Below are 21,297 nucleotides of genomic sequence, written 5' to 3' on the forward strand. Positions count from 1 at the left end.
GTGCTAGGTGCTAGGTGCTAGCAATATTATGAATACTCGTTGATAAAAGCATCTAATTCTTAACGTGATAAATTTTGAGTTTTACGCACAACCGTTTAATCACTCAACCCAATAAACTCAGCCGATTTCAAAAGAAGTGACGCCAAAAATACGGTTTAATGGCAAGTTCGGACATTCACCGGTGTACATTCTGGCGGTTTCAAATGACACCTGCATGTTGTATTTCTGTGCCAAAGCGACAGCAGCTTGGTTGATTTCTGGTGTATCAAGGAAAATAGCGTCAGAGGCACCCACTTTAGATTTTAAAGCGAGGAACAAAGATTCAGCCAATTCTGGTGAGTCGGCAAATAGAGGGCCAATTTTAAAGCCATTCTGACATTTGCGAATAACGCCGTATCCTGCCAATTCCCCATTTTGCATTACGCCAAACGCATCGCATTGGGGTTGGCTTAACCACGCTTTAGTAAAGTTTGCTCTATTTACTGGGAAAAAAGCCTGTTCGTATGCGTCAATAATTTCGAATGGCGCAGTATTAAGATCAACAATGTCAGCATTTTGCGGTAAATTACCACCGCCTACTCCTGCAAAGCGGATATTGCGATAGGCCAGATTAAAACCAGACTTTTTATAGTTCTCTTGCTGCTCCACCACACCATCAAGGCCAATATTCAACCCTTCAAGGCGCTTTAACGCGGCATTCCAGATTTGCATTCCGTAACCTTTGCCTCGGTAACCAGGTTTAACAATGTAAAAGCCAATAAAGCCAAATGCATCGTGGTAATTAATGGCAGAAATTGTAGCAATAGGTTCATCGTCAAGAAAACCGACAAGAAATCCTTCAGGATCTGCAGTAAAATAACACTCTGCATCATTAAGGCCCGGATTCCAGCCTTCTGCTGCAGCCCAATCAATCATGAGTTCGACTTCCTTCTTGGTCATGGTTTTGATTGTAAAATGTTTACTTTGCATCTGCTTTCCTTATATTTTTCAGTCTACTCTGACAGCTAACTTAAAACTTACTGCTTAAAACCATTAACTTCTAGCTATTCGCTTTCTTCCACCAAACCAACATAAATCTGGCTATTGGCATCTACCTGAAAGCAGCTGATCAGGTTTTCTTTCACCAGCTCTAACATGGCGATAAAGCTTACTACAACACCACTTCTGCCCTCTTCTACCGTAAAAAGAGTGCTAAAAGGCAGCTGTGATTGAGCCTCTGAGAGTTTATCTAAGATTAAGCTCATCCGTTCACGGGTCGATAAGGCTTCTGCGGTAATATGATGGTGTTCAAATGTTTTAGCTCGGGCCATAACGTCGCTTAGCGCAACTAACAAGTCTTTCATGTCAACGTCAGGTAACAGTACCTCACGCTCACTGAATTCTGGCACCAGTGCTTCGGCAACAAAAATATCGCGGCCTTCGCGAGGGATCTCATCAAGGTTTTCGGCGGCTTTTTTAAATTGTTCGTATTCTTGTAAACGTCTTACAAGCTCAGCTCGTGGGTCTTCTTCCTCCTCAAGCTCTTCATGTTTTGGTAATAATAATCGTGATTTAATTTGTGCTAATAGCGCCGCCATCACAAGGTATTCACCTGCCAGCTCAAGCTGAAACTCGCTCATCATTTCAACATAACTCACGTATTGCTCAGTAATACTAAAAATTGAGAGCTCTAGCACATCGAGTTTATGTTTTTTGATTAAGTACAGAAGTAAATCGAGAGGACCTTCAAAGGTTTCTAAAATAATCTCTAGCGCATCGGGGGGAATATATAAATCTTCAGGTTTATCAACCACCGCTTTACCATGCAAAAAAGCCAGTGGCAGCTTTTGCTGTACTGGCTCTTGTAAATTATCTGGCGCGTCAAGCTCTGGGCTAGTCAATGAAGTCTCTACTCAAATGGTTTAGTATCACCACAACCCACACGTAAGATTTCGATATCATCATCCGACAAGTCAATTACTGTGGTTGCCTGTTCAGGAAGATAACCACCATGAATAATTAAATCAACTTGCTTTTCAATGCGATCGCGAATTTCATCAGGATCTGCCTCGGTATATTGCTCACCCGGTAAAATTAAAGAGCACGACATTAACGGCTCACCTAATTCAGCCAATAAAGCACAGGTGATTGGGTGTTCGATAACACGAATACCAATGGTTTTTTTCTTTTCGTTTAATAAACGCTTTGGTACTTCTTTAGTGCCTTTAAAGATGAACGTATAAGGCCCAGGGGTGTTATTTTTAATCAATCTGAATAACTGATTATCAACGCGAGCATAGGTAGATAGCTCAGATAAGTCGCGGCAGACCAAAGTAAAGTTATGGTGTTTTTCAATGCCACGAATACGTTCGATACGCTCTTTTGCTTGCTTATTACCAATGCTACAGCCAAGTGCGTAACCCGAATCGGTTGGGTATACAATAACACCGCCTTGCTTAATAATATCAACCGCTTGGCTGATTAAGCGTGGTTGCGGATTATCTGGATGAATATGAAAAAACTGACTCATTACACGCTCCTATTGCCCTTCCCATGCATGCCAAACCCCTTGGCAATCTTTTGGTAAGTATAAATTTTTACCTAACTCCAACCAACTTGTCGGAAAATGAAAATCTGACCCTTGCGACGCAAGTAAACCATATTCACGGCAAAGTTCACCTAAAAACTGGCGCTCACTGGGTGCTTGCTGTGGTTGTGCAACTTCCATCGCATCGCCACCGGCATCTTTAAATTCAATAATTAATTTCCGTAGCCACTTATTCGACATTTGATAACGCCCAGGGTGTGCTAGAACGGCAACCCCACCGGCTTGATGAATGGCAGCAATTGCAGTTTGCATATCGCACCAACTACTTGGTACATAACCTGTTTTTCCTCGCCCTAAGTATTTCTTAAATACCCCAGGAAAGTTTTTAGCTACACCACGTTCAATCAGTGCACGGGCAAAATGCGCCCGTGTGATTTGGGCGTTTTCGGCAAATGTTTTTGCTTGGTCGTAAATGCCTTCAAAACCATTTTTAGCAAGGCGACGACCTATCTCTAAAGCGCGCTCTTCACGCTTGCCTTGTTGCGCTTGTAATAATGACAACAGTGCGTCATTTTCGTCATCAACATTTAAGCCAACTATATGAATTTCAAAACTTTCCCATTTTGTTGATACTTCAACGCCAGCAATTAATTTAAGCGGTAAATTATCATCTGCAATGACTTGGCGAGCTGGTTTTATCGCACTTAACGTGTCGTGATCGGTAATTGCAAACACATCTATGTTTTTCTCAACCGCGCGGTGTAACAATTGCTCGACTGATAGCTGACCATCTGAGTATGTGGTGTGGCTATGTAAATCGTATTTTATCAAAGGGAAAGACTGCTTTACGTAAGTTCTTGAATCAATGATGTGAGTATAACAAAAATTTACTGCCAGGGCGTGATTATCTTTTTAGGTTAGACATATATACCCTCATAAATGGGCAATTGCGATGGGTAAATGCCGAACTCGTACTAATATGTAAATTAATACTTGACAGTATCCGCTTAGGTACGCTTTACTGTATGCACTTTCAGACACGTTAAATAAGTAATAACAATGAACAAAACAATTCAAATCACAATTTGGTGGTGGCACTCGTAACTAGCGGGTGACGAATTGTCGTGTCTAACGATTTCAAAACCCGCTCAAGTAGCGGGTTTTTTTATATCTAAATTTTAAGGTTTTATAATGAATTACATAGCAACTCTTACACATCATTGGTGGTGGCGCCTGGCTTAGCGGGACGGTAAGGGTCTATCTAATTTATAGGCATCTTTATACGAACCCCGCCAAGCATCGCTTCGCGGGGTTTTGTTTTTTAAAGAGTTTTTGGGAATGAGGGAGAATGAGGTTTGATTTTTAGTCATATAACAACGACACCGGGTGAAGTAACCAGTATCACTCAAGTGCGCGATTACATCAGTAGCCCACTTGCGTTATACAGTTTACTCGATAAGCCTAATTCACTGCTGTTAGAGTCTGCTGAAATTGATTCTAAAGACAGTGTAAAAAGTCTAATTTTGGTTGACTCAGCGCTACGTATTGTTTGCCAAGGCAAACAGGTCACACTCACTGCACAGTCAAATAACGGCAAACAATTACTGCCTTATTTACAAACTCATGTGCAAAACTGCTCTGCAGAGCTTGTAGAAGATACATTAACGTTAACCTACAACGAGGTAGCAAGCGATATTGATGAAGCCAGTAAATTAGTAGCAGATAATGCTTTTAGTGCGCTACGTAGCTGTATTAATAGTATTAAAAGCACCACAGATAACCCATTTTCTGTGTTCTTAGGCGGTGTATTTGCCTACGACATGGTTGCTAATTTCGAAACTCTTTCTGATGTGCCTGACGGCGAAAACAGCTGCCCGGATTATGTTTTCTACCTAGCCGAAACGTTAGTTGTCATCGACCATCAAGCAAAAACAACCGAGCTAATTGGCAATGTGTTCAACGGCCCTGAAGTCCATGCAAACTGCTTTGAGGTTGGTCAACAGTTAGAGCGTTTAAATGCCGTATGTGACAATGCACAAAGCTACCAAGGGCAAAAGCAAACAGGCTCAAACCCAATTTCTGTTGATGTTAGCGACGAGCAATACTGCGAACATGTCATCAAGTTAAAAAATAACATCGTTGATGGCGATATATTCCAAGTTGTGCCATCACGTACTTTTTCTCTCGCCTGCCCTGACTCACTTCATGCTTATAGCCAATTAAAACTACAAAACCCAAGCCCATATATGTTTTACATGCGCGATGAAGAGTTCGTGTTATTCGGCGCATCACCCGAGTCAGCCCTCAAATATTGCGCAGAGAGTAAACAAGTTGAGGTATACCCAATTGCCGGCACTCGCCCGCGTGGCAAGTTTGCTAACGGGCAAATTAATCCAGACCTAGACAGCCGCATTGAGCTTGAACTTCGTAACGACCAAAAAGAACGTGCCGAGCACCTTATGTTAGTTGATTTAGCAAGAAATGATGTAGCCCGTATTAGCGTACCCGGCACACGTCACGCTAAAGAGTTATTAAAAGTAGACCGCTACTCACAAGTGATGCATTTAGTTTCACGCGTGGTGGGTACTTTAAAACCTGAACTCGATGCGCTACATGCTTACCAAGCTTGTATGAACATGGGCACCTTAGTGGGTGCACCTAAAGTACGCGCTGCCGAGTTAGTTCGTCAAACCGAACAAAAACGCCGCGGCAGCTATGGAGGTGCAGTGGGTTATTTAACGGGCGATGGCGCCATGGATAGCTGCATTGTTATTCGCTCTGCCTTTGTTAAAAACGGCACGGCCTACGTGCAAGCAGGTGCAGGTGTGGTGTTTGATTCAGATCCACAATCAGAAGCCAATGAAACCCGTGCTAAAGCACAAGCTGTGATCACTGCGATTCAATCGACTTACGAGGCACAATAATGACGACAACATCAGCCTATAAAATCTACTTTTTAGATAACTTTGATTCATTTAGTTATAACTTAGTCGATGAACTTTCTATGTTAGGGTGCCAGTTAGTGGTATACCGTAATAACATCAGTGCACAAAGCATCTTCGACAAAATGTGCCAAGAGACAGTGCCTGTATTATTAGTGCTTTCACCTGGTCCTGGCGCACCATCTGATGCTGGTTGTTTAATGGAGCTCATTGAACTGTGTAAAGGCCGCTTCCCGATGCTGGGTATCTGTTTAGGGCAGCAAGCACTGACACAAAGCTACGGTGGGGTTATTGGTCATGCAGGCGAAACTGTGCACGGCAAGTCATCAATTATTACGTTGACTGAGCACCCAGTATTCGCGGGTATGGGCGATAAAATGCCGGTTGCTCGTTATCATTCATTAATGGCAACCAAAGTCCCTGATGATGTTGAAGTAATTGCTTGTTATGAAAATATTCCGATGGCAATTTACCATCAACAAGATAATGCCCTTGGCTATCAGTTTCATCCTGAATCAATTTTAACGCCAAATGGCGCATTGCTATTACAACAAAGCATTGAATTTTTAACCGCACGCGTGCAGTAGAGGAATAACATGGAAGCAACAACTCAAACCCAGTTAAACCAATTATTAGCAAAGCAAGATTTATCATTTTCGCAAGCAACTGCATTATTTGATGCCATCATGAATGGCCAGCTTAATGATATTGAATTAACGGCTGCACTTATCGCCCTAAAACTAAAAGGCGAAACAAGTGATGAAATCGCCGGTGCGGCGGCATCAATGCGCGCCAATGCAGTGCCATTTCAAACCAGCAAAACCTTACTTGCTGATAGCTGTGGTACAGGTGGCGATGGCTCAAACACAATTAATATTAGTACAACGGCTGCTATTGTTGCTGCCGCTGCGGGCATCAACATGGTCAAACATGGTAATCGCAGTGTGTCGAGTAACTCGGGCTCAGCTGATTTACTTAAAGCCTTGGGTATCAATATCGATATGAGCCCTGAGCAAGCAGCGCATTGTTTAGACAATACTGGGTTTACATTTTTATTTGCACCGCATTATCACAGTGGTGTACGCCATGCGATGGGCGTGCGTACGGCTCTTAAAAGCCGCACAATTTTTAATATCTTAGGTCCACTGGCCAACCCTGCTGCCCCTGAGGTGCAATTGCTTGGTGTTTATGACCCTTCACTGTGCTTACCAATGGCCGAAACCTTAAAAACCCTTGGCACAAAACGCGCTATGGTGGTTCACGGTGCAGGCACTGACGAAATCGCCTTACACGGGACAACCAAAGTGGTTGAGCTTAATAACGGTGAACTGAGCGAATACACGCTAACAGCGAGCGATTTTGGTCTTGCAAACTATTCACTTGAACAACTAGCAGGCCAAGGCCCAGAATATAACGCAAAAGCAAGCTTAGCGATTTTACAAGGTCAAGGTGAAATGGCGCATAACGCTGCCATTATAGCCAACGTCGCCGCCCTTCTTTATTTAACCGATAAAGCAAGTGATTTAAAAGCAGCCGCAGATCAAGTAATTGAATTATTAGCATCAGGCAAAGCGATGGACACATTGAACGCAATTATTGAGGTAAGTCATGGCTAACGTGTTAGACAAAATTGTTGCCGACAAACGTATTGAATTAGAACAAAGAAAAGCACAGCGCCCGCTTGAGTCATTCATTAGCGAGGTTGTGCCAACCAAGCGAGACTTTGAAGGCGCATTAGCAGCAACCGGTACGCAGTTTATTTTAGAATGTAAAAAGGCCTCACCGTCAAAAGGACTTATTCGCGAACCATTTAATTTAGACGAAATTACATCGGTTTATAAAAAGTACGCAACCTGTATGAGCGTACTAACAGATGAAAAATATTTCCAAGGCAGCTATCAGTACCTTGAATACGTGCGCAGCCAAGTGGAACAGCCGCTTATTTGTAAAGACTTCTTTATTGATGAGTACCAAGTTTATTTAGCACGCTTATCTGGTGGTGATGCCATTTTATTAATGCTCTCAGTTCTTGATGACGAGCAATATTTAGCGCTTCATAAAGTGGCTGACTCTTTAAATATGTCGGTACTCACTGAAGTCAGTAATGAGCAAGAAGTAAGCCGTGCTCTTGCACTTAATGCCAGCCTAATTGGTATTAATAACCGCGACCTTCGTGATTTAAGCACTGATCTTGCAACAACAGAGCGTTTACGTCAGCTTATCCCAAATGACAAAGTGGTAATTTCAGAGTCGGGCATTTATACCCATAAAGATGTAAAACGCCTTGCACCATTGTGCGATGGCTTTTTAATTGGCAGCTCATTAATGGCTGAGCGCGACTTAGAAGCCGCATGCCGTAAAGTCATTTTAGGTGAGAACAAAGTGTGCGGTTTAACCCGTTCACAAGATGCGATAGCAGCCTACGCCAGTGGTGCTGTGTATGGTGGCTTAATTTTTTATCCTAAGTCACCGCGTTATGTCGATATCGACTGTGCCAAGCAAGTTACGCAAAGTGCCCCGCTCGCGTATGTGGGTGTGTTTGTCAATGCACCTCTTGAACAAGTGGTCGATTATGCACAAAGCTTAAAATTAGCTGCAGTGCAATTACATGGTGACGAGAATAGCGAGTATATTCAAAGTCTCAGAAAGCAATTACCGCTTGGCTGTGAAATTTGGAAAGCCCAAGCCGTTAAAGGCGAATTACCCAAACCGCTTGAAGGGGTTGACCGCCATTTATACGACACTTACAGCAAAAGCCAAAAAGGCGGCACAGGCGAAGCATTTGATTGGTCTGTGCTAGAAACGGCAACCGTGCCGTTTATGTTAGCCGGGGGTTTAAACCCAGAAAATATTCACGCAGCGCTTTATCGCGGTGCTAATGGTCTTGACCTAAATTCTGGCGTTGAAGCGTCAGCGGGTAAAAAGTGCCAAACAAAATTACAAAATGCGTTTTCGCATATCAGAAATTATTGAGGTTAGAATGCAAAATCCAGCTTATTTCGGTGAATTCGGTGGTATGTTTGTACCACAGCTGCTTGTGCCAGCACTCAAGCAACTAGAAGCAGAGTTTAATAAATCGCAAAACGATCCAGCTTTTCAGGCTGAGTTTGAAAAACTATTAAATGAATACGCAGGCCGCCCTACGCCATTAACACTGACACGTAACTTAGTCAAAAACCCTAAGGTAAAACTGTATTTAAAGCGTGAAGATTTACTACACGGTGGTGCACACAAAACCAATCAAGTACTTGGTCAAGCACTCCTTACCAAACGCATGGGTAAAAAAGAAGTGATTGCAGAAACAGGTGCCGGCCAACACGGTGTTGCAACAGCCCTAGCCTGTGCCTTACTTGGCTTAAAGTGCCGTATTTACATGGGTGCAAAAGACGTTGAACGTCAACAACCAAATGTATTTCGTATGAAATTAATGGGCGCAGAGGTTATTCCTGTCACAGCGGGCTCTGGCACCTTAAAAGATGCCGTAAACGAAGCCCTGCGTGACTGGTCAGCAAATTACAAAGATGCTCACTATCTACTAGGCACTGCAGCAGGCCCTCACCCATTCCCAACCATGGTGCGTGAGTTCCAAAAAATGATTGGTGAAGAAGCAAAACAACAAGTGCTAAAAGCTGAAGGTCGCTTACCGGATGCTGTGCTTGCTTGCGTGGGTGGTGGCTCTAACGCCATTGGTATGTTCACAGACTTTATTGATGAGCCAAGCGTAAAACTAATTGGTGTAGAACCAGCTGGTAAAGGCTTAGATACCCACCAGCATGGTGCAACCTTATGTAAAGGCACAAAAGGTATCTTACACGGTACCTATACATACATTATGCAAGATGATGATGGTCAAATTGAAGAGTCTTACTCTGTATCAGCAGGTCTTGATTACCCAGCTGTTGGTCCACAACATGCGCACTTACATGAAACTGGCCGTGCAGAGTACGTAGGTATTACCGATACTGAAGCGCTTAAAGCATTCCAACTACTGGCTAAAAACGAAGGGATTATTCCAGCGCTTGAATCAAGCCATGCCCTCGCATATGCCCTTAAATATGCCGAGCAACAAACCGAAGACACCATTTTAGTGGTTAACCTAAGCGGTCGAGGCGATAAAGATTTAGCTCACGTACACAGTGTTTTATCAGAAGGAGGCGCACTATGAGCCAGACTAACCGTTACGGACAACTGTTCGCCACATTAAATGAAACAAACCAAGGTGCTTTTGTACCCTTTGTTACGATTGGCGATCCTAATAAAGAACTGAGCGTAGAAATCATCAAAAGCTTAATTGATGGCGGCGCTGATGCCCTTGAGCTAGGTATTCCATTTTCAGATCCGATTGCAGATGGCCCAGTGATCCAAGCTGCCAACATTCGTGCTCTTGATGAAAACATTAATACCCAAGATTGCTTTGATATTATTAAACAAGTGCGCCAGTACAATGCCGATATTCCAATTGGCCTGTTATTGTATTCAAACTTAGTGTTTAAACGTGGCATTGAGAAGTTCTATCAAGATGCTAAAGAAGCCGGTGTCGATTCAATTTTAGTGGCTGACGTGCCGCTACATGAGTCAAAGCTATTTCGCCAAACAGCGATGAAAAATGGTATTGACCCAATTTTTATTGCTACACCGAATGCTGATGATGACACGTTACGAGAGTGTGCGTCATATGGCCGCGGTTACACATACCTTCTTTCACGCGCAGGTGTGACAGGCACAGAAACCAAGGCACAAATGCCAGCAGATTCATTAGTTAAAAAACTAAAAGATTACCATGCTGCACCGGCATTACTTGGTTTTGGTGTATCAACGCCGGAAGATGTTAAATCAGCACTCGATTCAGGAGCTGCTGGTGCGATTTCAGGCTCTGCGGTTGTTAAAATCATCGAGGCAAACCTTAATGATCAAGCAGCAATGCTAACTGGTTTAAAAGAGTTTGTAGCCAGTATGAAGGCAGCTACAAAGTAACTTATTGTATTGCTTAAAAAAGGGCCATAAAGGCCCTTTTTTGTGCTTAACAATTTAAGATTAATGATGGCGATGCTCGCCCTCTTTAATTTCTTCTATGAATTTTCGATTAAAAGCCTCTAAGTCGGCTGGGCTTCGGCTTGTAACTATGCCCTCATCAACACACACCTCTTGATCAACCCAATTAGCTCCTGCATTGATTAAATCAGTTTTAATACTTGGGTATGAGGTTACTTTGCGGTCGCGTAGTTTATTAATTTCGGCTAATAACCATGGGCCGTGGCAAATCGCGGCGATGGGCTTGTTTTTACCGGCACTGAAAAAACCATCAACAAAGGCTTTTGCTTCGCTATCTTGACGTAACGTATCTGGGTTGAATAAGCCACCAGGCAGAAGTAACGCGTCATACTCTGCAGAGTCTGCTTCGCTGACTACACGGTCAACACTGACTCGCTCACCCCATTGGTTTTCATCCCATGCGGTGATATCGCCACGCTCAAGTGACACAACTTCGACAAGTGCACCCGCTTCTAATAATGCGCTTCGTGGTGACAATAGCTCGCTTTGCTCAAAACCATTGGTTGCAAGAATAGCAATCTTTTTACCATTCAGTTGGCTATTTAAATTTGACATGTTATCTCCTTATTTAGGTAAACCTAAATGATTAACAGCATACAACATGCCAAACTTAATAGATTGAAAATATTGAATAAATTTTCAGGTGTTCTATTTATGCTCTGTAAATACTACACCCGCTTTGCAAATCCTGCTTATAAACCGTCTTTGAGTGCTTTAGCAGGTTTAAAAACTGGCTTGTTAGCGCCTTCTATTTCAATTTCTTCACCGGTTTGTGGGTTGCGTCCTTTGCGTGCTGGGTAATAACTCAGAGCAAACGTACCAAAGCCATTAATTTGCACTTGATCGCCCTCAGAAAGAGACTTTTCGATAGCATTTAACATGCTGGTTAAGGCAGCTTGAGTGTCTTTTTTTGTTAATTCACTGTGGGCAGCCATTTGCGATACTAACTCGGCTTTATTCATAAAAAGTGCTCCAAAATACGCCGCTTAATCATCTGAGGTTAAGCGGAAAAAGATAAGGTAAAACAACCTAAACGCAGGTTTAGGCCAGATTGGCTCGGGAGGCTAAGCTTTCAGGGCTGCTAAGTCAACCTTGTATCTTGCACGATAACTTGATACAACCCAGTATCTTTTTAAATTAGAGCATTTATAAATTTATGCATGCGATTATTGAATACATCCCGCTGATCCTGTTTTTTGCGGTTTTCAAGTTAGTTGATATTTATTGGGCAACAGCCTTGCTGATGCTAACCACCTTAATTCAAGTTGCTTACTGTTATTTTAAAGATGGTAAAGTGCCAACCCGTCACTGGGTGTTTTTTGCCATAGCGGTGGTGTTAGGTACCCTCACCTTAGTGTTCCACGACGAGCAGTTCGTAAAATGGAAAGCCACCATTGTGTATGCCATTTTCAGTGTTACTTTGCTGGTAAGCCGCTATGTACTTGGCAAAAACTTAGTGAAAAAAGCACTAAGCTCGATTTTAGAAAATGCCTCTGAGAGTAAACAAGAAATCAACGTACCTGAAGCGCTCTGGAATAAGCTTAACCTGTTTTGGGTTGCAGTGACTGCTGGTATCTCGGCGCTGAATATCTACATTGCCTATAACTTCTCGCTCGATTTTTGGGTTAACTTTAAAGTGTTTGGCTTAATGGGCATTACCTTTGTTTGCGTGTTAGCAACGATCATCACCCTGTTCAAATACTTACCAGAAGATGACGAAGAGAAAGATCCAAAGCAATCTTAATGTCATAAATCTGTCGTCTTAGCTTGTTAGCGTAAGCAAAAAACACGCTGAGACGACATTGAACGCTAACCAATACCGCTGGCTTGAATTTACCCTCATATTTGTTTCTCTGCCGCTATTAGGCTTCTTTCTTCGTGCCTACCTCGCTAACTGGCTTATTCCTGCCCTTATTATTTTAATGGCCGTGTGCGGCATGTTGCTTTTATCTGACCCCCATTTTAAACGCTTTCGTTTAACAAGCTTTGGGCAATTTAGTGCGGTAAAACGTCGCTTATTTAGTTTCTTCTTTTTAGGGGCGCTATTCTCTGGAATGTTTTACGGGATTATGAATCAAGAAAACTGGTTTTCACTGCCACGAAACTCGTTTAACGATTGGCTAATGTTGTTATTGCTCTACCCCATTTTATCGGTGATGCCGCAAGAGCTTATTTTTAGAACCTATTTTTTCCATCGCTACAAACGCATTATGCCAAGTAAAACAGTGCGTATTATTGTCAGCGCATCAGTGTTTGCATTGGCGCATATTGTCTATGCGAATGTTTTGGCTGTACTGTTGGCTTTTTTAGGGGGGCTGCTGTTTTCTTACACCTATGCGCAAAGCCGCTCAACCTTCGTGTGTGTGATTGAACACAGTTTATGGGGACTTTGGATGTTTACCCTTGGCTTGGGTGATGTGCTCGATGCGGGGGCCTTTTAATTTAATAGGCATAAAAAAGCCGCGCAAAGTGCGCGGCTAAGTATTGAACTGGTCTTTAAAATCCGAAAATACTAAATGCAAAAAACTTAGTCGCCACCGTATTTACAAAGATTAGTAATAAAATGGCAGGGATAAACGTTGATAGTGAGAAGTTCACATACTTCTCTGTGAAGCTGCCAATATAGCCTTCACAGCCTTGGCTTAACTCTGCCGACAAGTTTGCTTTTTTCCAACGATACATAACGAATAAACACACCATTAAACCGTTAAGCGGTAAAATTGTGTCGTAAAACACATCATAAACAATATCAAATAAGCTCTTATCTGCACCGCCATAGCTAACAAACTTTGTAAGCGAGTCAACCATACCAAATGACATTGTACACAGCACAGTTAAAACACCTGTAGATAAAGTTAAGATAGCCAGTGCTTTTTTACGGCTAATACCTTTGCGGTCGCTTAAAGTCGCTGTTGGCACCTCTACAATTGATACAAGTGACGTAATTGCAGCAAAAAAGACAAGTAAGAAGAATACAAACGCAACAATTGATGCACCCACGTAGCCAATATCAGCTTGTAACGCTAATAAAATTTTTGGTAGGTAGACAAAAATCATCGATACTGACGAGTCAGATAAAGTACTTGGGTCAGTATCTGGGTTAAAACTGAAAATAGCTGGAAGCACCATTAGACCAGCAATAAATGCCACCATCGAGTCAGTGACTGCAACCATTTTTGCACTACCAACAATGTCATCTTTCTTAGAAATATACGATGCATAGGTCATTAAGATACCCATACCCAGTGACAACGAGAAAAACGCTTGAGCTAATGCACCATTTAATACGCTGGCATCCATTTTTGAAAAGTCAGGAACAACATAGTACTTAACACCGGCCATTGCGTTATCAAGAGTTAGTACGTATACAACCAACGCGGTGAGTAGTACAAATAAAGCTGGCATCATAAACTTAGCCGCTTTTTCAATACCTTCTTTAACACCGCCCACCAAAATCAAGTTAACGATGATGGCAACCACGGCCATATAACCAAACACGGTGTAGCTATTAATAAAGGTGCCAAAATTATCCGGCTGCGCCAAGGCATCTAGATTACCAAAAGCGGTTTGCGATAAATAACCAAAAATCCATACCGTGATCACCATGTAAAAAACAGCAATCATAAATGGCGTTAATACAGCTAAAAAGCCAGCAAAGTTCCATTTTGGATCATTGCCCGCTAAAAATTTGTATGAACCAAGTGGATCTTTTTGCGCTTTACGACCCATGGCCATTTCAGCCATCATCACTGGCAAACAGATAAAAATGACAAACAATGCATAGACTAAAAGGAAAGCACCACCGCCGTTTTTTGTGGCTGAAACAGGAAAACCTACTAAGTTTCCGATACCTACAGCAGAACCGGCTGCCGCTAAAATAAAACCGAGGCGGGAGCTAAAATGCTCACGTTTTTCGCTCATTTAAAAACCTTATTATTATTTTCTCAACCCAGCGACTCTACCAGTGTTACACCGCGTATTTCAAGCTTTATAAGTTAAAGTTATATGGGTTTGTGTAAAGATTATTACGCGAATAATCTCTCGTCTATTGCTAAGAATATGCTACTATTTTTTAAAAATAACATTGAGAACACACCATGCTGTATATGATTTATTCAACGGATGTTGAAAATAGTTTAGAAGCTCGCAAATCTGCACGTCCTGCTCACTTAGCACGCCTTCAAGAATTAGACGATCAAAACCGTTTATTTACGGCAGGCCCATTGCCAGCCATTGATAGTGAAGATCCAGCTGACGCTGGTTTTACTGGTTCATTAGTGGTTGCTGAGTTTGAGTCGTTAGAAGCAGCACGCGAATGGGCAGCAAACGATCCGTATATTGCGGCGGGTGTTTACGACAACTCAGTCGTAAAACCATTTAAGAAAGTATTTGGTTAACCTCTGAACTTAACTGAACCAATAATTCAGTGTTTGTTCACGGCTTATTAACTAAGATTTGGCTATTGAATTACAGAATTTAACGTAATTACTTGAATTTTAGTTAATTGGTTAATTAAACTAAATGGGTCTGGTTTAGGAGTTCCCCGTCATGCGCATATTATTAGCCTTCAGTTTTAGTCTTTTATTTGCATTATCAAGCTTTCATGCTGATGCCAATAAGAAACAAGCCCAAGAGGTGACTAAAAAGCAGGCTGTGACGATCGCCAAAAAGTCTGAAGACGGCCGAACCCTAAAAATCACAGAGCAAGATAAAGTATTTACCGTAAGAATTTTAAAAACGAACGGCCACGTGGTTGATGTCCATGTGAACAAAAAGACTGGCGAAGTGAAAAAGGATTAAGAATGCGAATTTTAGTAATTGAAGATGATTTACACTTAGCAGATAACCTTCGTAATGCCCTAGAAAAAGAGCGTTACAGCGTTGACCTTTGTCACGATGGTGAAGCTGGTTTATTCCATATTACCGAATACCCGCTAGATATGGCGGTAGTCGATTTAGGCTTACCTAAAGTTGATGGTATTGAACTAATTACCAAAGCACGTGCACAAGGTATTACCATTCCTATTTTGATTTTAACGGCACGTGACCGTTGGCAAGATAAAGTAGAAGGCTTAGATGCAGGTGCAGATGACTACCTAACTAAACCTTTCCACGTTGAAGAGCTAATTGCCCGCTGTAATGCACTTATCCGCCGTAGCGCCGGTAAAGCAAACCCAGAAATGACAGCTGGCCCTATTAAAATTCATACTCGCTCACAGCAAGTATGGGTTAACGATAAAGAACTTAGCTTAACGGCATACGAATACAAAGTTTTAGAATACCTAATGGTTAATCCACAAAAGGTAATTTCTAAATCTGAACTAACTGAGCACATTTACGACCAAGACTTTGACCTTGATTCAAACGTAATCGAAGTTTTCGTATTGCGTTTACGTAAGAAGCTTGACCCTGATGGTACCCTTAACCCTGTTGAAACATTACGCGGCCGTGGTTACAGGCTAAAAAGTCAGTGGTAGCATCGCAAATACCGCTTAAAGTAAGGCAAGGATTTATTCTTGTCTTTGTTTTATTAGTCGCCCTACCAATTCTGTTTTTCTCAATTGGTAAGGCTTACTACGCCTCTTTGGTCGAAGCGACCGAAAAAACCCTCGAAGCTCACTTATATTCATTAATTTCTGAAGTTGATTTCACTGAACGTGGCATTGTTATGCCAAGCACCATCTTAACGCCAGAGCTAAATCGATTAAACTCAGATACCTACGCGATGGTTTATCGCGGTGACTTACCAGTTTGGTATTCTGAATCGGCTACTAATATCAACTTTATTCCTGATAACTTTGAAGCCCCAGCTGGCTCTGCGGATTTTCGTCGGGTTGAATACAACAATACCGTATATTGGCAATTAACCCTTACCGTTATTTTAGAAAACATTGACCAATCAGAGCATGCACGTTTTATCCTATTAAAGCGTAATGATGCCCTACTGAGGTTGATGGATGGCTTTAAGCAGACTCTCGTAAATTGGATGTATGTCATGGGAGTGTCCATTGCTGCACTCATGGCGATTGGTTTTGTTTGGAGTGCAAGACCACTGCAACGACTCGATAAAGAAATTAAAGCCATTGAGTCGGGTGATAACCAACAAATTAAAGGTCTTTACCCGGTTGAACTACAAACTATTAAAGCCGATTTAAACTTATTGCTTGAATCGCAGCAACGCCAAAAAGAGCGTTACCGTGCTTCGTTGAGCGACCTTGCTCATGCATTAAAAACGCCTTTGGCAGTGCTTAAATCAAGCCCTTTAGCCAATGATGCGGATGCACAAGAGCAGCTAGACCGAATTAATGTGATGATCGAACACCAGTTAAAGCGCGCTGCAACAGGTGCGTCTGACACATGGAAGAAACAAACTCATATCAAGCCTGTTATTGACTCAATTATAAGCGCGATGAGCAAGGTTTATCGCGACAAAGATATTATATTTACCTCAGAGGTTAGTGAAAAAGACTATTTCTTGGGTGATAAAACAGATTTGATGGAACTACTTGGTAATTTAATCGATAATGCCTGTAAAGCTTGCCGTTCACAGGTCGATATAAAGGTTAAGCAGAACAAAAAGTTAACCCTCAGTATAAGTGATGATGGCCCAGGTGTCCCTGAGCACAAGCGTGAATCATTACTGACTCGCGGTACCAGACTCGATACCTATGAAAGTGGCCACGGTGTCGGCATGGCTATCGTGTCGGATTTAGTCAACTCGTATAATGGCACCTTAACCATTAAAGATGCAGAGAAACTAGCCGGTGCTGAGTTTATATTAGAGTTTAATTACCATGATAAAAAATAAAACATCAATACTCGTTAAGGGCAGCTTTCTAGCTTTAATTGCGAGTGCATCGCATGCTCAAGCAGAGCAAACGTGTGAGCTTGCTAGCAACAATACCGATGACACCAAACGCTATATTCAATGTCTTGATCAAGTTATCGCCGATCTGCAGCGTGACCAAAAGATGTGGATTAATAAGCTCACTATGGATCTTGAGAAAATCAAAGAGGATAGCGGTAACAGCCAATTGCTACCGATTTTTAATCGCAGCATCAAGAACCAAGAGCGTTATTTAGAAGACAGCTGTCGTTGGCGTTATCTACAAAAAATGCCAAATAGTACGAAAGCCGCTATTGCCTACAAGCAATGTGAAATTGAGATCCTAAAAAACCATGTGCAGGTTTTACAGCGACCTCTAAAGTAATAGCAACTCACAGATTCTCATGGACAAAAAGGCGCTTAAGCGCCTTTTTATACCAATTCGCTTAATTAAGTGGTCTATTTTGAGGCAAGAAAACCTCGTTGATAGCAAGGCAAAAATTTCGTTATTTAGTTGTTCTAAATCAGAAATTTTTAACGCAGATAGCGACAGGTTTAATCCCTCAAAATGATTAAGTATTATTGCGGATTGGTATTACTCTTCAAGTTTTAGCTCTTCGCCATTGCCAAGCAAGGTAGCTAACCATCGCCCTTCTTGACTAGTCTCTAAGGCTATTTTAACTATCATGGTTAATGGGACTGACAACAACATGCCCACGGTCCCCATCAGCCAGCCCCAGAATATTAACGATAAAAACACCACCAGCGTCGATAAACCCAACCCTTTACCCATAAAGCGCGGTTCAACAATGTTACCCATGACGGTGTTAATAACCAAATATCCGCCAGCAATAAACCCTGCAACCAGTGGGCCTTGAGTTATCAAAGCAAGTAACACAGGAGGCACGGCAGCAATGATAGAGCCTATATTTGGAATGTAATTAAGCATGAACGCCACTACACCCCAAAGTACAAAGTAATCAACATCAAGTGCCCACAGCATAAAGCCTGCAAGCATACCTGTGCCTAAGCTAACCAGCGTTTTAATAGCCAGATAAGAATTAATTGAATCTAAAAAGCGATCAACCTGCTGCATTTTCATTTCAGGATCGTCCAGTGCTAAATGCACTTTTTTACTCAGCATAGGTCCTTCAAACAACATGAACACCACGGTTAGGATGATCAAAAACAAGTTAGCCATCACGCCACCGAGGCCTGTGAGCATGTTGGTTGCAACATCAATCATTTTGCCCGGATCGAATAAAGAAATAATCTGCTCTTTATCAATCAGGATGTTATAACTCGCTGCAACATTGACCACCCAGACAAATTCTTCTTTTAGTTGTGCTTTGTACTCAGGCAGCTTTTCAGAGAAATCGGTCATCGATTGCCCAACCAACCCGGCAAGGCTTATCCCTACACCGACAATCATCAACATCACAAATACAACAGCAATGCCTTTAGGGATACCGTATTTGGCAAAGAAACGAATTAAGGGATTACAAATAATGGCAATAAAGGCTGCCAATACAAATGGGATAACAATCACACTTGCAGCTTTAATACCAGCTAAAACAACGACTAAAGCAGCAAATATCACTAAACTTTTATTTACACCAGTCAGGCTCGACAAAATAAAATCCTTGTTAGTTTTTTTATCAGTGTAAGTGAAATACGTCGCAAAATAAATCACAAAGCTGCTGGCACAATTAATGCTCTTTATACGTGCATAATTTGAACAATTTATGATACATATAACTAAGCGTGCTTTAAAAGGAGCTTTATATGGCACATTTATCCGAACAAGAACTCACTTTTTTCAACCGTTTATTCGAGGCAGAACGGACTGATAGCGATCCAACCGACACCAAAATGTCTATTAGGCTCAATTTGCCTGATAAATTAAACGGCTTACTTACCAATGCCAAACTGACACTGCTTGCTGAAGTGGGGATTTATCAATTGTGGTTTCCGCTTGATTTTACCAAGGACGAGAATGGCCAACTGATCCCTGTACTTAGCGCACCAGAAGTAATAGACACCAAAGGCATCGAACGCAGCTGGCGTACGCCTGATCTCGAAATTCACACAGAGCAATTTCAGATACTGTCTTTATCAAGCACAGGCGTGTTACTCAAGCCAAAGCGTCAAACTCCTATTCTCAATAAAGAAATACTGTTGGCATTTAATTTACCGAGTGAAGAACAGGTTATTCTTAGCGTAAAGCCAATAAGAACGACCAGCAAAGGAATTGCCGGAAAAATAGTGAAAGTGTGCCAAGGTGAAGATGCACTTCGTAATTACTTATTTGAGACCCATAAGCACCATCATGCAAAGCTGTACGAGCAAGGTAACTTTACTACTGAGCTTATCTAGTTGCAGCAGCTTAACAGCTTAGATAAGCTTGGCGTTTTGCAGCAAGTCACAACAAGGTATTTTATGAGTTACCCTATAGGAACCCCTGGTAAGCCGTGGAACAAAGAAGATAAGAAAGCATGGTTTGAATTACAGTCAGTAAAGCGTAGCTATTTAGATGATGTTGTATCGCAACTAGACTCTTTATCAAGCGATTTTAATATTGAGCAATATGGCGCATTAAGTTACGACTGCGACAAATACCCTCTTTACATTTTAAAGAGCAAACAATGGCAAGCTGATAAACCTGTTGTGCTGGTTACCGGTGGTGTTCATGGTTATGAAACAAGTGGCGTGCATGGTGCTTTAGCGTTTGCTAAGAGAAGTGCCAAAGACTACTTTGCTGATTTTAATATTTTAGTGGCTCCGTGTATCAGCCCTTGGGGATATGAAACGATTAACCGCTGGAATCCAAATGCCACGGATCCAAATCGCTCTTTCTATGCAGATAGCCCCGCTGAAGAGTCTGCAGCAATTATGCAATATTTAGCAGATAACACTATTGCACCTTATGTGCATATTGACCTACATGAAACGACAGACACTGATAATAGTGAGTTTCGCCCTGCTCTAGCAGCACGTGATGCAACGACCCACGATAACTGGAATATCCCAGATGGCTTTTATCTTGTCGCTGATAGTGAGCGTCCGCATGATGCATTTCAAACAGCGATTATAAAATCAGTTGAGAAAGTAACCCACATCGCACCAAGTGATGAGAATAACCAATTGATTGGCGTACCACAAACTCAATTTGGTGTAATTAATTACCAAGCGAAAAAACTGGGGTTATGTATGGGCTTAACCGATGCAGAATATGTCACAACAACAGAGGTTTACCCTGATAGTCCACAAGCAAATGACGACATTTGTATTGATGCACAAGTAGCCTCAATTAGCGGTGCTCTAAATTATATTGTTAACAAATAGTTAGCTATATTTTAAAAAGGGAGTGGATTATTTATTCACTCCAATACAAAATAATTAGATAGGATTCACATAAAAATAAAATTAATGAAAAAGTTATGTTTTTTGAAATTTGTATACTAAATAACTAGACACATACATAGAATTGTATAAAATTCGCGCTCTTTTTAAGTTCAAAAGGAAGCAAATTGGAATTTAAGAATCACTATGGCAGTGTCAGGATTATTACTGAAGGTCCAATTGTTATTGGGCAGTTTTCTGGCAATATTAACGCTCGTTTAGTCAATGACTTTGCAATCAATTTAAAAAAGCATATTACTGCTTTCGCTGGAAAGCCGTGGGCGTATATTAGTCATTCTACCCATTTACTTGCTACCACCCCTGATGCAGAACGTGGTTTTACTCAATTATTCCGTGCCCTGCAAGGCACTAACTGTATAGCAACCGCTTATATGTTTAGCTCGTCTATTGTGCTTAATCAAATGAAACGCATCATTGCACAAGCACAATCTCCAATTCAAATAATGGACTGTTTATTTGATGATTTAGACAGCGCTAAAGCTTATGTGCTAAAGCAGCTCGAATTTGCAGAAATGGCTTGTTAAAAA

Annotated in this window: 24 protein-coding genes; 16 read left to right on the forward strand and 8 right to left on the reverse strand. The window is 41.7% G+C overall.

Annotated features, from left to right (window positions below; genetic code table 11):
* Positions 1-117 precede the first annotated feature (117 nt).
* From CWB80_RS15940 to rnm, 4 genes are all read right to left on the reverse strand, one after another.
* Positions 118-969 (reverse strand): GNAT family N-acetyltransferase, encoded by an 852-nt coding sequence (locus CWB80_RS15940; RefSeq protein WP_138602338.1) that lies wholly within the window; start codon positions 967-969, stop codon positions 118-120.
* A gap of 74 nt (positions 970-1,043) precedes the next feature.
* Positions 1,044-1,880 carry a segregation and condensation protein A gene (locus CWB80_RS15945; protein WP_054552922.1) on the reverse strand — a complete coding sequence of 279 codons (837 nt, stop codon included), beginning with the start codon at positions 1,878-1,880 and terminating at the stop codon, positions 1,044-1,046.
* A gap of 8 nt (positions 1,881-1,888) precedes the next feature.
* The gene (locus CWB80_RS15950; RefSeq protein WP_130166260.1) at positions 1,889-2,509 is read right to left on the reverse strand and encodes an L-threonylcarbamoyladenylate synthase; all 621 of its coding nucleotides are present in this window, start codon (positions 2,507-2,509) and stop codon (positions 1,889-1,891) included.
* 9 nt (positions 2,510-2,518) lie between these two features.
* Positions 2,519-3,358 (reverse strand): RNase RNM, encoded by an 840-nt coding sequence (rnm, locus tag CWB80_RS15955; protein ID WP_138602340.1) that lies wholly within the window; start codon positions 3,356-3,358, stop codon positions 2,519-2,521.
* Positions 3,359-3,882: 524 nt separating this feature from the next.
* On the opposite strand from rnm, the gene CWB80_RS15960 reads away from it, so the two are divergent.
* The 6 genes from CWB80_RS15960 to trpA are packed head-to-tail and all read left to right on the forward strand — an operon-like array spanning position 3,883 to position 10,443.
* Positions 3,883-5,451 carry an anthranilate synthase component 1 gene (locus CWB80_RS15960; protein WP_062565124.1) on the forward strand — a complete coding sequence of 523 codons (1,569 nt, stop codon included), beginning with the start codon at positions 3,883-3,885 and terminating at the stop codon, positions 5,449-5,451.
* Complete coding sequence (locus tag CWB80_RS15965; RefSeq protein ID WP_062565123.1) at positions 5,451-6,056, forward strand: aminodeoxychorismate/anthranilate synthase component II; 606 nt, start codon at positions 5,451-5,453, stop codon at positions 6,054-6,056. Before CWB80_RS15960 ends, CWB80_RS15965 begins: the two co-directional genes overlap by 1 nt.
* A 9-nt stretch (positions 6,057-6,065) precedes the next feature.
* On the forward strand, positions 6,066-7,085 hold the full coding sequence (gene trpD, locus CWB80_RS15970; RefSeq protein ID WP_138602342.1) for an anthranilate phosphoribosyltransferase: 1,020 nt from the start codon (positions 6,066-6,068) through the stop codon (positions 7,083-7,085).
* Positions 7,078-8,442, forward strand: coding sequence for a bifunctional indole-3-glycerol-phosphate synthase TrpC/phosphoribosylanthranilate isomerase TrpF (gene trpCF, locus CWB80_RS15975; protein ID WP_138602344.1), 1,365 nt, complete (start codon positions 7,078-7,080; stop codon positions 8,440-8,442). The genes trpD and trpCF overlap by 8 nt, the downstream gene beginning before the upstream one ends.
* A gap of 7 nt (positions 8,443-8,449) precedes the next feature.
* Positions 8,450-9,634, forward strand: a complete 1,185-nt coding sequence (trpB, locus tag CWB80_RS15980; RefSeq protein WP_138602346.1) for a tryptophan synthase subunit beta — start codon at positions 8,450-8,452, stop codon at positions 9,632-9,634.
* Positions 9,631-10,443 (forward strand): tryptophan synthase subunit alpha, encoded by an 813-nt coding sequence (trpA, locus tag CWB80_RS15985; protein ID WP_138602348.1) that lies wholly within the window; start codon positions 9,631-9,633, stop codon positions 10,441-10,443. The genes trpB and trpA overlap by 4 nt, the downstream gene beginning before the upstream one ends.
* A gap of 60 nt (positions 10,444-10,503) precedes the next feature.
* Here trpA and CWB80_RS15990 read toward each other — a convergent pair whose 3' ends face one another.
* Both CWB80_RS15990 and CWB80_RS15995 read right to left on the reverse strand, forming a co-directional pair.
* Complete coding sequence (locus CWB80_RS15990) at positions 10,504-11,076, reverse strand: type 1 glutamine amidotransferase domain-containing protein (RefSeq protein WP_054552914.1); 573 nt, start codon at positions 11,074-11,076, stop codon at positions 10,504-10,506.
* Positions 11,077-11,213: 137 nt separating this feature from the next.
* Positions 11,214-11,483 (reverse strand): HU family DNA-binding protein, encoded by a 270-nt coding sequence (locus CWB80_RS15995; protein ID WP_138602350.1) that lies wholly within the window; start codon positions 11,481-11,483, stop codon positions 11,214-11,216.
* Between the two features lie 194 nt (positions 11,484-11,677).
* Between CWB80_RS15995 and CWB80_RS16000 the strand changes: the two genes are divergently transcribed.
* Together CWB80_RS16000 and CWB80_RS16005 are read left to right on the forward strand one after the other, a co-directional pair.
* Positions 11,678-12,265, forward strand: a complete 588-nt coding sequence (locus tag CWB80_RS16000; RefSeq protein ID WP_054561224.1) for an inner membrane-spanning protein YciB — start codon at positions 11,678-11,680, stop codon at positions 12,263-12,265.
* Between the two features lie 58 nt (positions 12,266-12,323).
* Positions 12,324-12,962, forward strand: coding sequence for a CPBP family glutamic-type intramembrane protease (locus tag CWB80_RS16005; protein ID WP_138602352.1), 639 nt, complete (start codon positions 12,324-12,326; stop codon positions 12,960-12,962).
* 55 nt (positions 12,963-13,017) lie between these two features.
* Here CWB80_RS16005 and CWB80_RS16010 read toward each other — a convergent pair whose 3' ends face one another.
* A complete protein-coding gene (locus CWB80_RS16010; protein ID WP_054561222.1) occupies positions 13,018-14,442 on the reverse strand; it encodes a sodium-dependent transporter in 1,425 nt (474 codons plus the stop codon).
* Positions 14,443-14,618: 176 nt separating this feature from the next.
* Between CWB80_RS16010 and CWB80_RS16015 the strand changes: the two genes are divergently transcribed.
* The 5 genes from CWB80_RS16015 to CWB80_RS16035 all read left to right on the forward strand — a co-directional run bounded on the left by CWB80_RS16015 (position 14,619) and on the right by CWB80_RS16035 (position 17,732).
* Positions 14,619-14,918: a YciI family protein gene (locus CWB80_RS16015; RefSeq protein WP_054552909.1), complete on the forward strand. Its 300-nt coding sequence runs from the start codon at positions 14,619-14,621 to the stop codon at positions 14,916-14,918.
* A gap of 151 nt (positions 14,919-15,069) precedes the next feature.
* Positions 15,070-15,321 carry a PepSY domain-containing protein gene (locus tag CWB80_RS16020; RefSeq protein ID WP_054552908.1) on the forward strand — a complete coding sequence of 84 codons (252 nt, stop codon included), beginning with the start codon at positions 15,070-15,072 and terminating at the stop codon, positions 15,319-15,321.
* Between the two features lie 2 nt (positions 15,322-15,323).
* Positions 15,324-15,998, forward strand: a complete 675-nt coding sequence (locus tag CWB80_RS16025; RefSeq protein ID WP_054552907.1) for a response regulator transcription factor — start codon at positions 15,324-15,326, stop codon at positions 15,996-15,998.
* Positions 15,992-17,329: an ATP-binding protein gene (locus CWB80_RS16030; RefSeq protein ID WP_054552906.1), complete on the forward strand. Its 1,338-nt coding sequence runs from the start codon at positions 15,992-15,994 to the stop codon at positions 17,327-17,329. The genes CWB80_RS16025 and CWB80_RS16030 overlap by 7 nt, the downstream gene beginning before the upstream one ends.
* Entirely contained in the window at positions 17,316-17,732 is a 417-nt protein-coding gene (locus tag CWB80_RS16035) for a hypothetical protein (protein WP_138602354.1), read from the forward strand. Before CWB80_RS16030 ends, CWB80_RS16035 begins: the two co-directional genes overlap by 14 nt.
* Before the next feature lie 210 nt (positions 17,733-17,942).
* Here the strand turns inward: CWB80_RS16035 and CWB80_RS16045 are convergent, their stop codons facing one another.
* A complete protein-coding gene (locus tag CWB80_RS16045) occupies positions 17,943-18,980 on the reverse strand; it encodes an AI-2E family transporter (protein ID WP_054553083.1) in 1,038 nt (345 codons plus the stop codon).
* Between the two features lie 152 nt (positions 18,981-19,132).
* Between CWB80_RS16045 and CWB80_RS16050 the strand changes: the two genes are divergently transcribed.
* From CWB80_RS16050 to CWB80_RS16060, 3 genes are all read left to right on the forward strand, one after another.
* Positions 19,133-19,723 carry a hypothetical protein gene (locus tag CWB80_RS16050; RefSeq protein ID WP_138602494.1) on the forward strand — a complete coding sequence of 197 codons (591 nt, stop codon included), beginning with the start codon at positions 19,133-19,135 and terminating at the stop codon, positions 19,721-19,723.
* 63 nt (positions 19,724-19,786) lie between these two features.
* Entirely contained in the window at positions 19,787-20,692 is a 906-nt protein-coding gene (locus tag CWB80_RS16055; protein ID WP_138602492.1) for a M14 family metallopeptidase, read from the forward strand.
* Positions 20,693-20,877: 185 nt separating this feature from the next.
* Positions 20,878-21,294: a hypothetical protein gene (locus CWB80_RS16060; protein WP_054552903.1), complete on the forward strand. Its 417-nt coding sequence runs from the start codon at positions 20,878-20,880 to the stop codon at positions 21,292-21,294.
* Positions 21,295-21,297: the final 3 nt, after the last annotated feature.

Origin of the sequence: Pseudoalteromonas sp. S1650, assembly GCF_005887195.1 — a bacterium.
Classification (GTDB): Bacteria; Pseudomonadota; Gammaproteobacteria; order Enterobacterales; family Alteromonadaceae; genus Pseudoalteromonas; species Pseudoalteromonas simplex.

Bases quoted from the DNA above. Each gene is read 5' to 3' on its own strand.
- CWB80_RS15940 (WP_138602338.1), bottom strand. From the start codon at position 969: ATGCAAAGTAAACATTTTACAATCAAAACCATGACCAAGAAGGAAGTC.
- CWB80_RS15950 (WP_130166260.1), bottom strand. From the start codon at position 2,509: ATGAGTCAGTTTTTTCATATTCATCCAGATAATCCGCAACCACGCTTA.
- CWB80_RS15965 (WP_062565123.1), top strand. From the start codon at position 5,451: ATGACGACAACATCAGCCTATAAAATCTACTTTTTAGATAACTTTGAT.
- trpD (WP_138602342.1), top strand. From the start codon at position 6,066: ATGGAAGCAACAACTCAAACCCAGTTAAACCAATTATTAGCAAAGCAA.
- trpCF (WP_138602344.1), top strand. From the start codon at position 7,078: ATGGCTAACGTGTTAGACAAAATTGTTGCCGACAAACGTATTGAATTA.
- trpB (WP_138602346.1), top strand. From the start codon at position 8,450: ATGCAAAATCCAGCTTATTTCGGTGAATTCGGTGGTATGTTTGTACCA.
- trpA (WP_138602348.1), top strand. From the start codon at position 9,631: ATGAGCCAGACTAACCGTTACGGACAACTGTTCGCCACATTAAATGAA.
- CWB80_RS15990 (WP_054552914.1), bottom strand. From the start codon at position 11,076: ATGTCAAATTTAAATAGCCAACTGAATGGTAAAAAGATTGCTATTCTT.
- CWB80_RS15995 (WP_138602350.1), bottom strand. From the start codon at position 11,483: ATGAATAAAGCCGAGTTAGTATCGCAAATGGCTGCCCACAGTGAATTA.
- CWB80_RS16000 (WP_054561224.1), top strand. From the start codon at position 11,678: ATGCATGCGATTATTGAATACATCCCGCTGATCCTGTTTTTTGCGGTT.
- CWB80_RS16010 (WP_054561222.1), bottom strand. From the start codon at position 14,442: ATGAGCGAAAAACGTGAGCATTTTAGCTCCCGCCTCGGTTTTATTTTA.
- CWB80_RS16015 (WP_054552909.1), top strand. From the start codon at position 14,619: ATGCTGTATATGATTTATTCAACGGATGTTGAAAATAGTTTAGAAGCT.
- CWB80_RS16020 (WP_054552908.1), top strand. From the start codon at position 15,070: ATGCGCATATTATTAGCCTTCAGTTTTAGTCTTTTATTTGCATTATCA.
- CWB80_RS16025 (WP_054552907.1), top strand. From the start codon at position 15,324: ATGCGAATTTTAGTAATTGAAGATGATTTACACTTAGCAGATAACCTT.
- CWB80_RS16035 (WP_138602354.1), top strand. From the start codon at position 17,316: ATGATAAAAAATAAAACATCAATACTCGTTAAGGGCAGCTTTCTAGCT.
- CWB80_RS16050 (WP_138602494.1), top strand. From the start codon at position 19,133: ATGGCACATTTATCCGAACAAGAACTCACTTTTTTCAACCGTTTATTC.
- CWB80_RS16055 (WP_138602492.1), top strand. From the start codon at position 19,787: ATGAGTTACCCTATAGGAACCCCTGGTAAGCCGTGGAACAAAGAAGAT.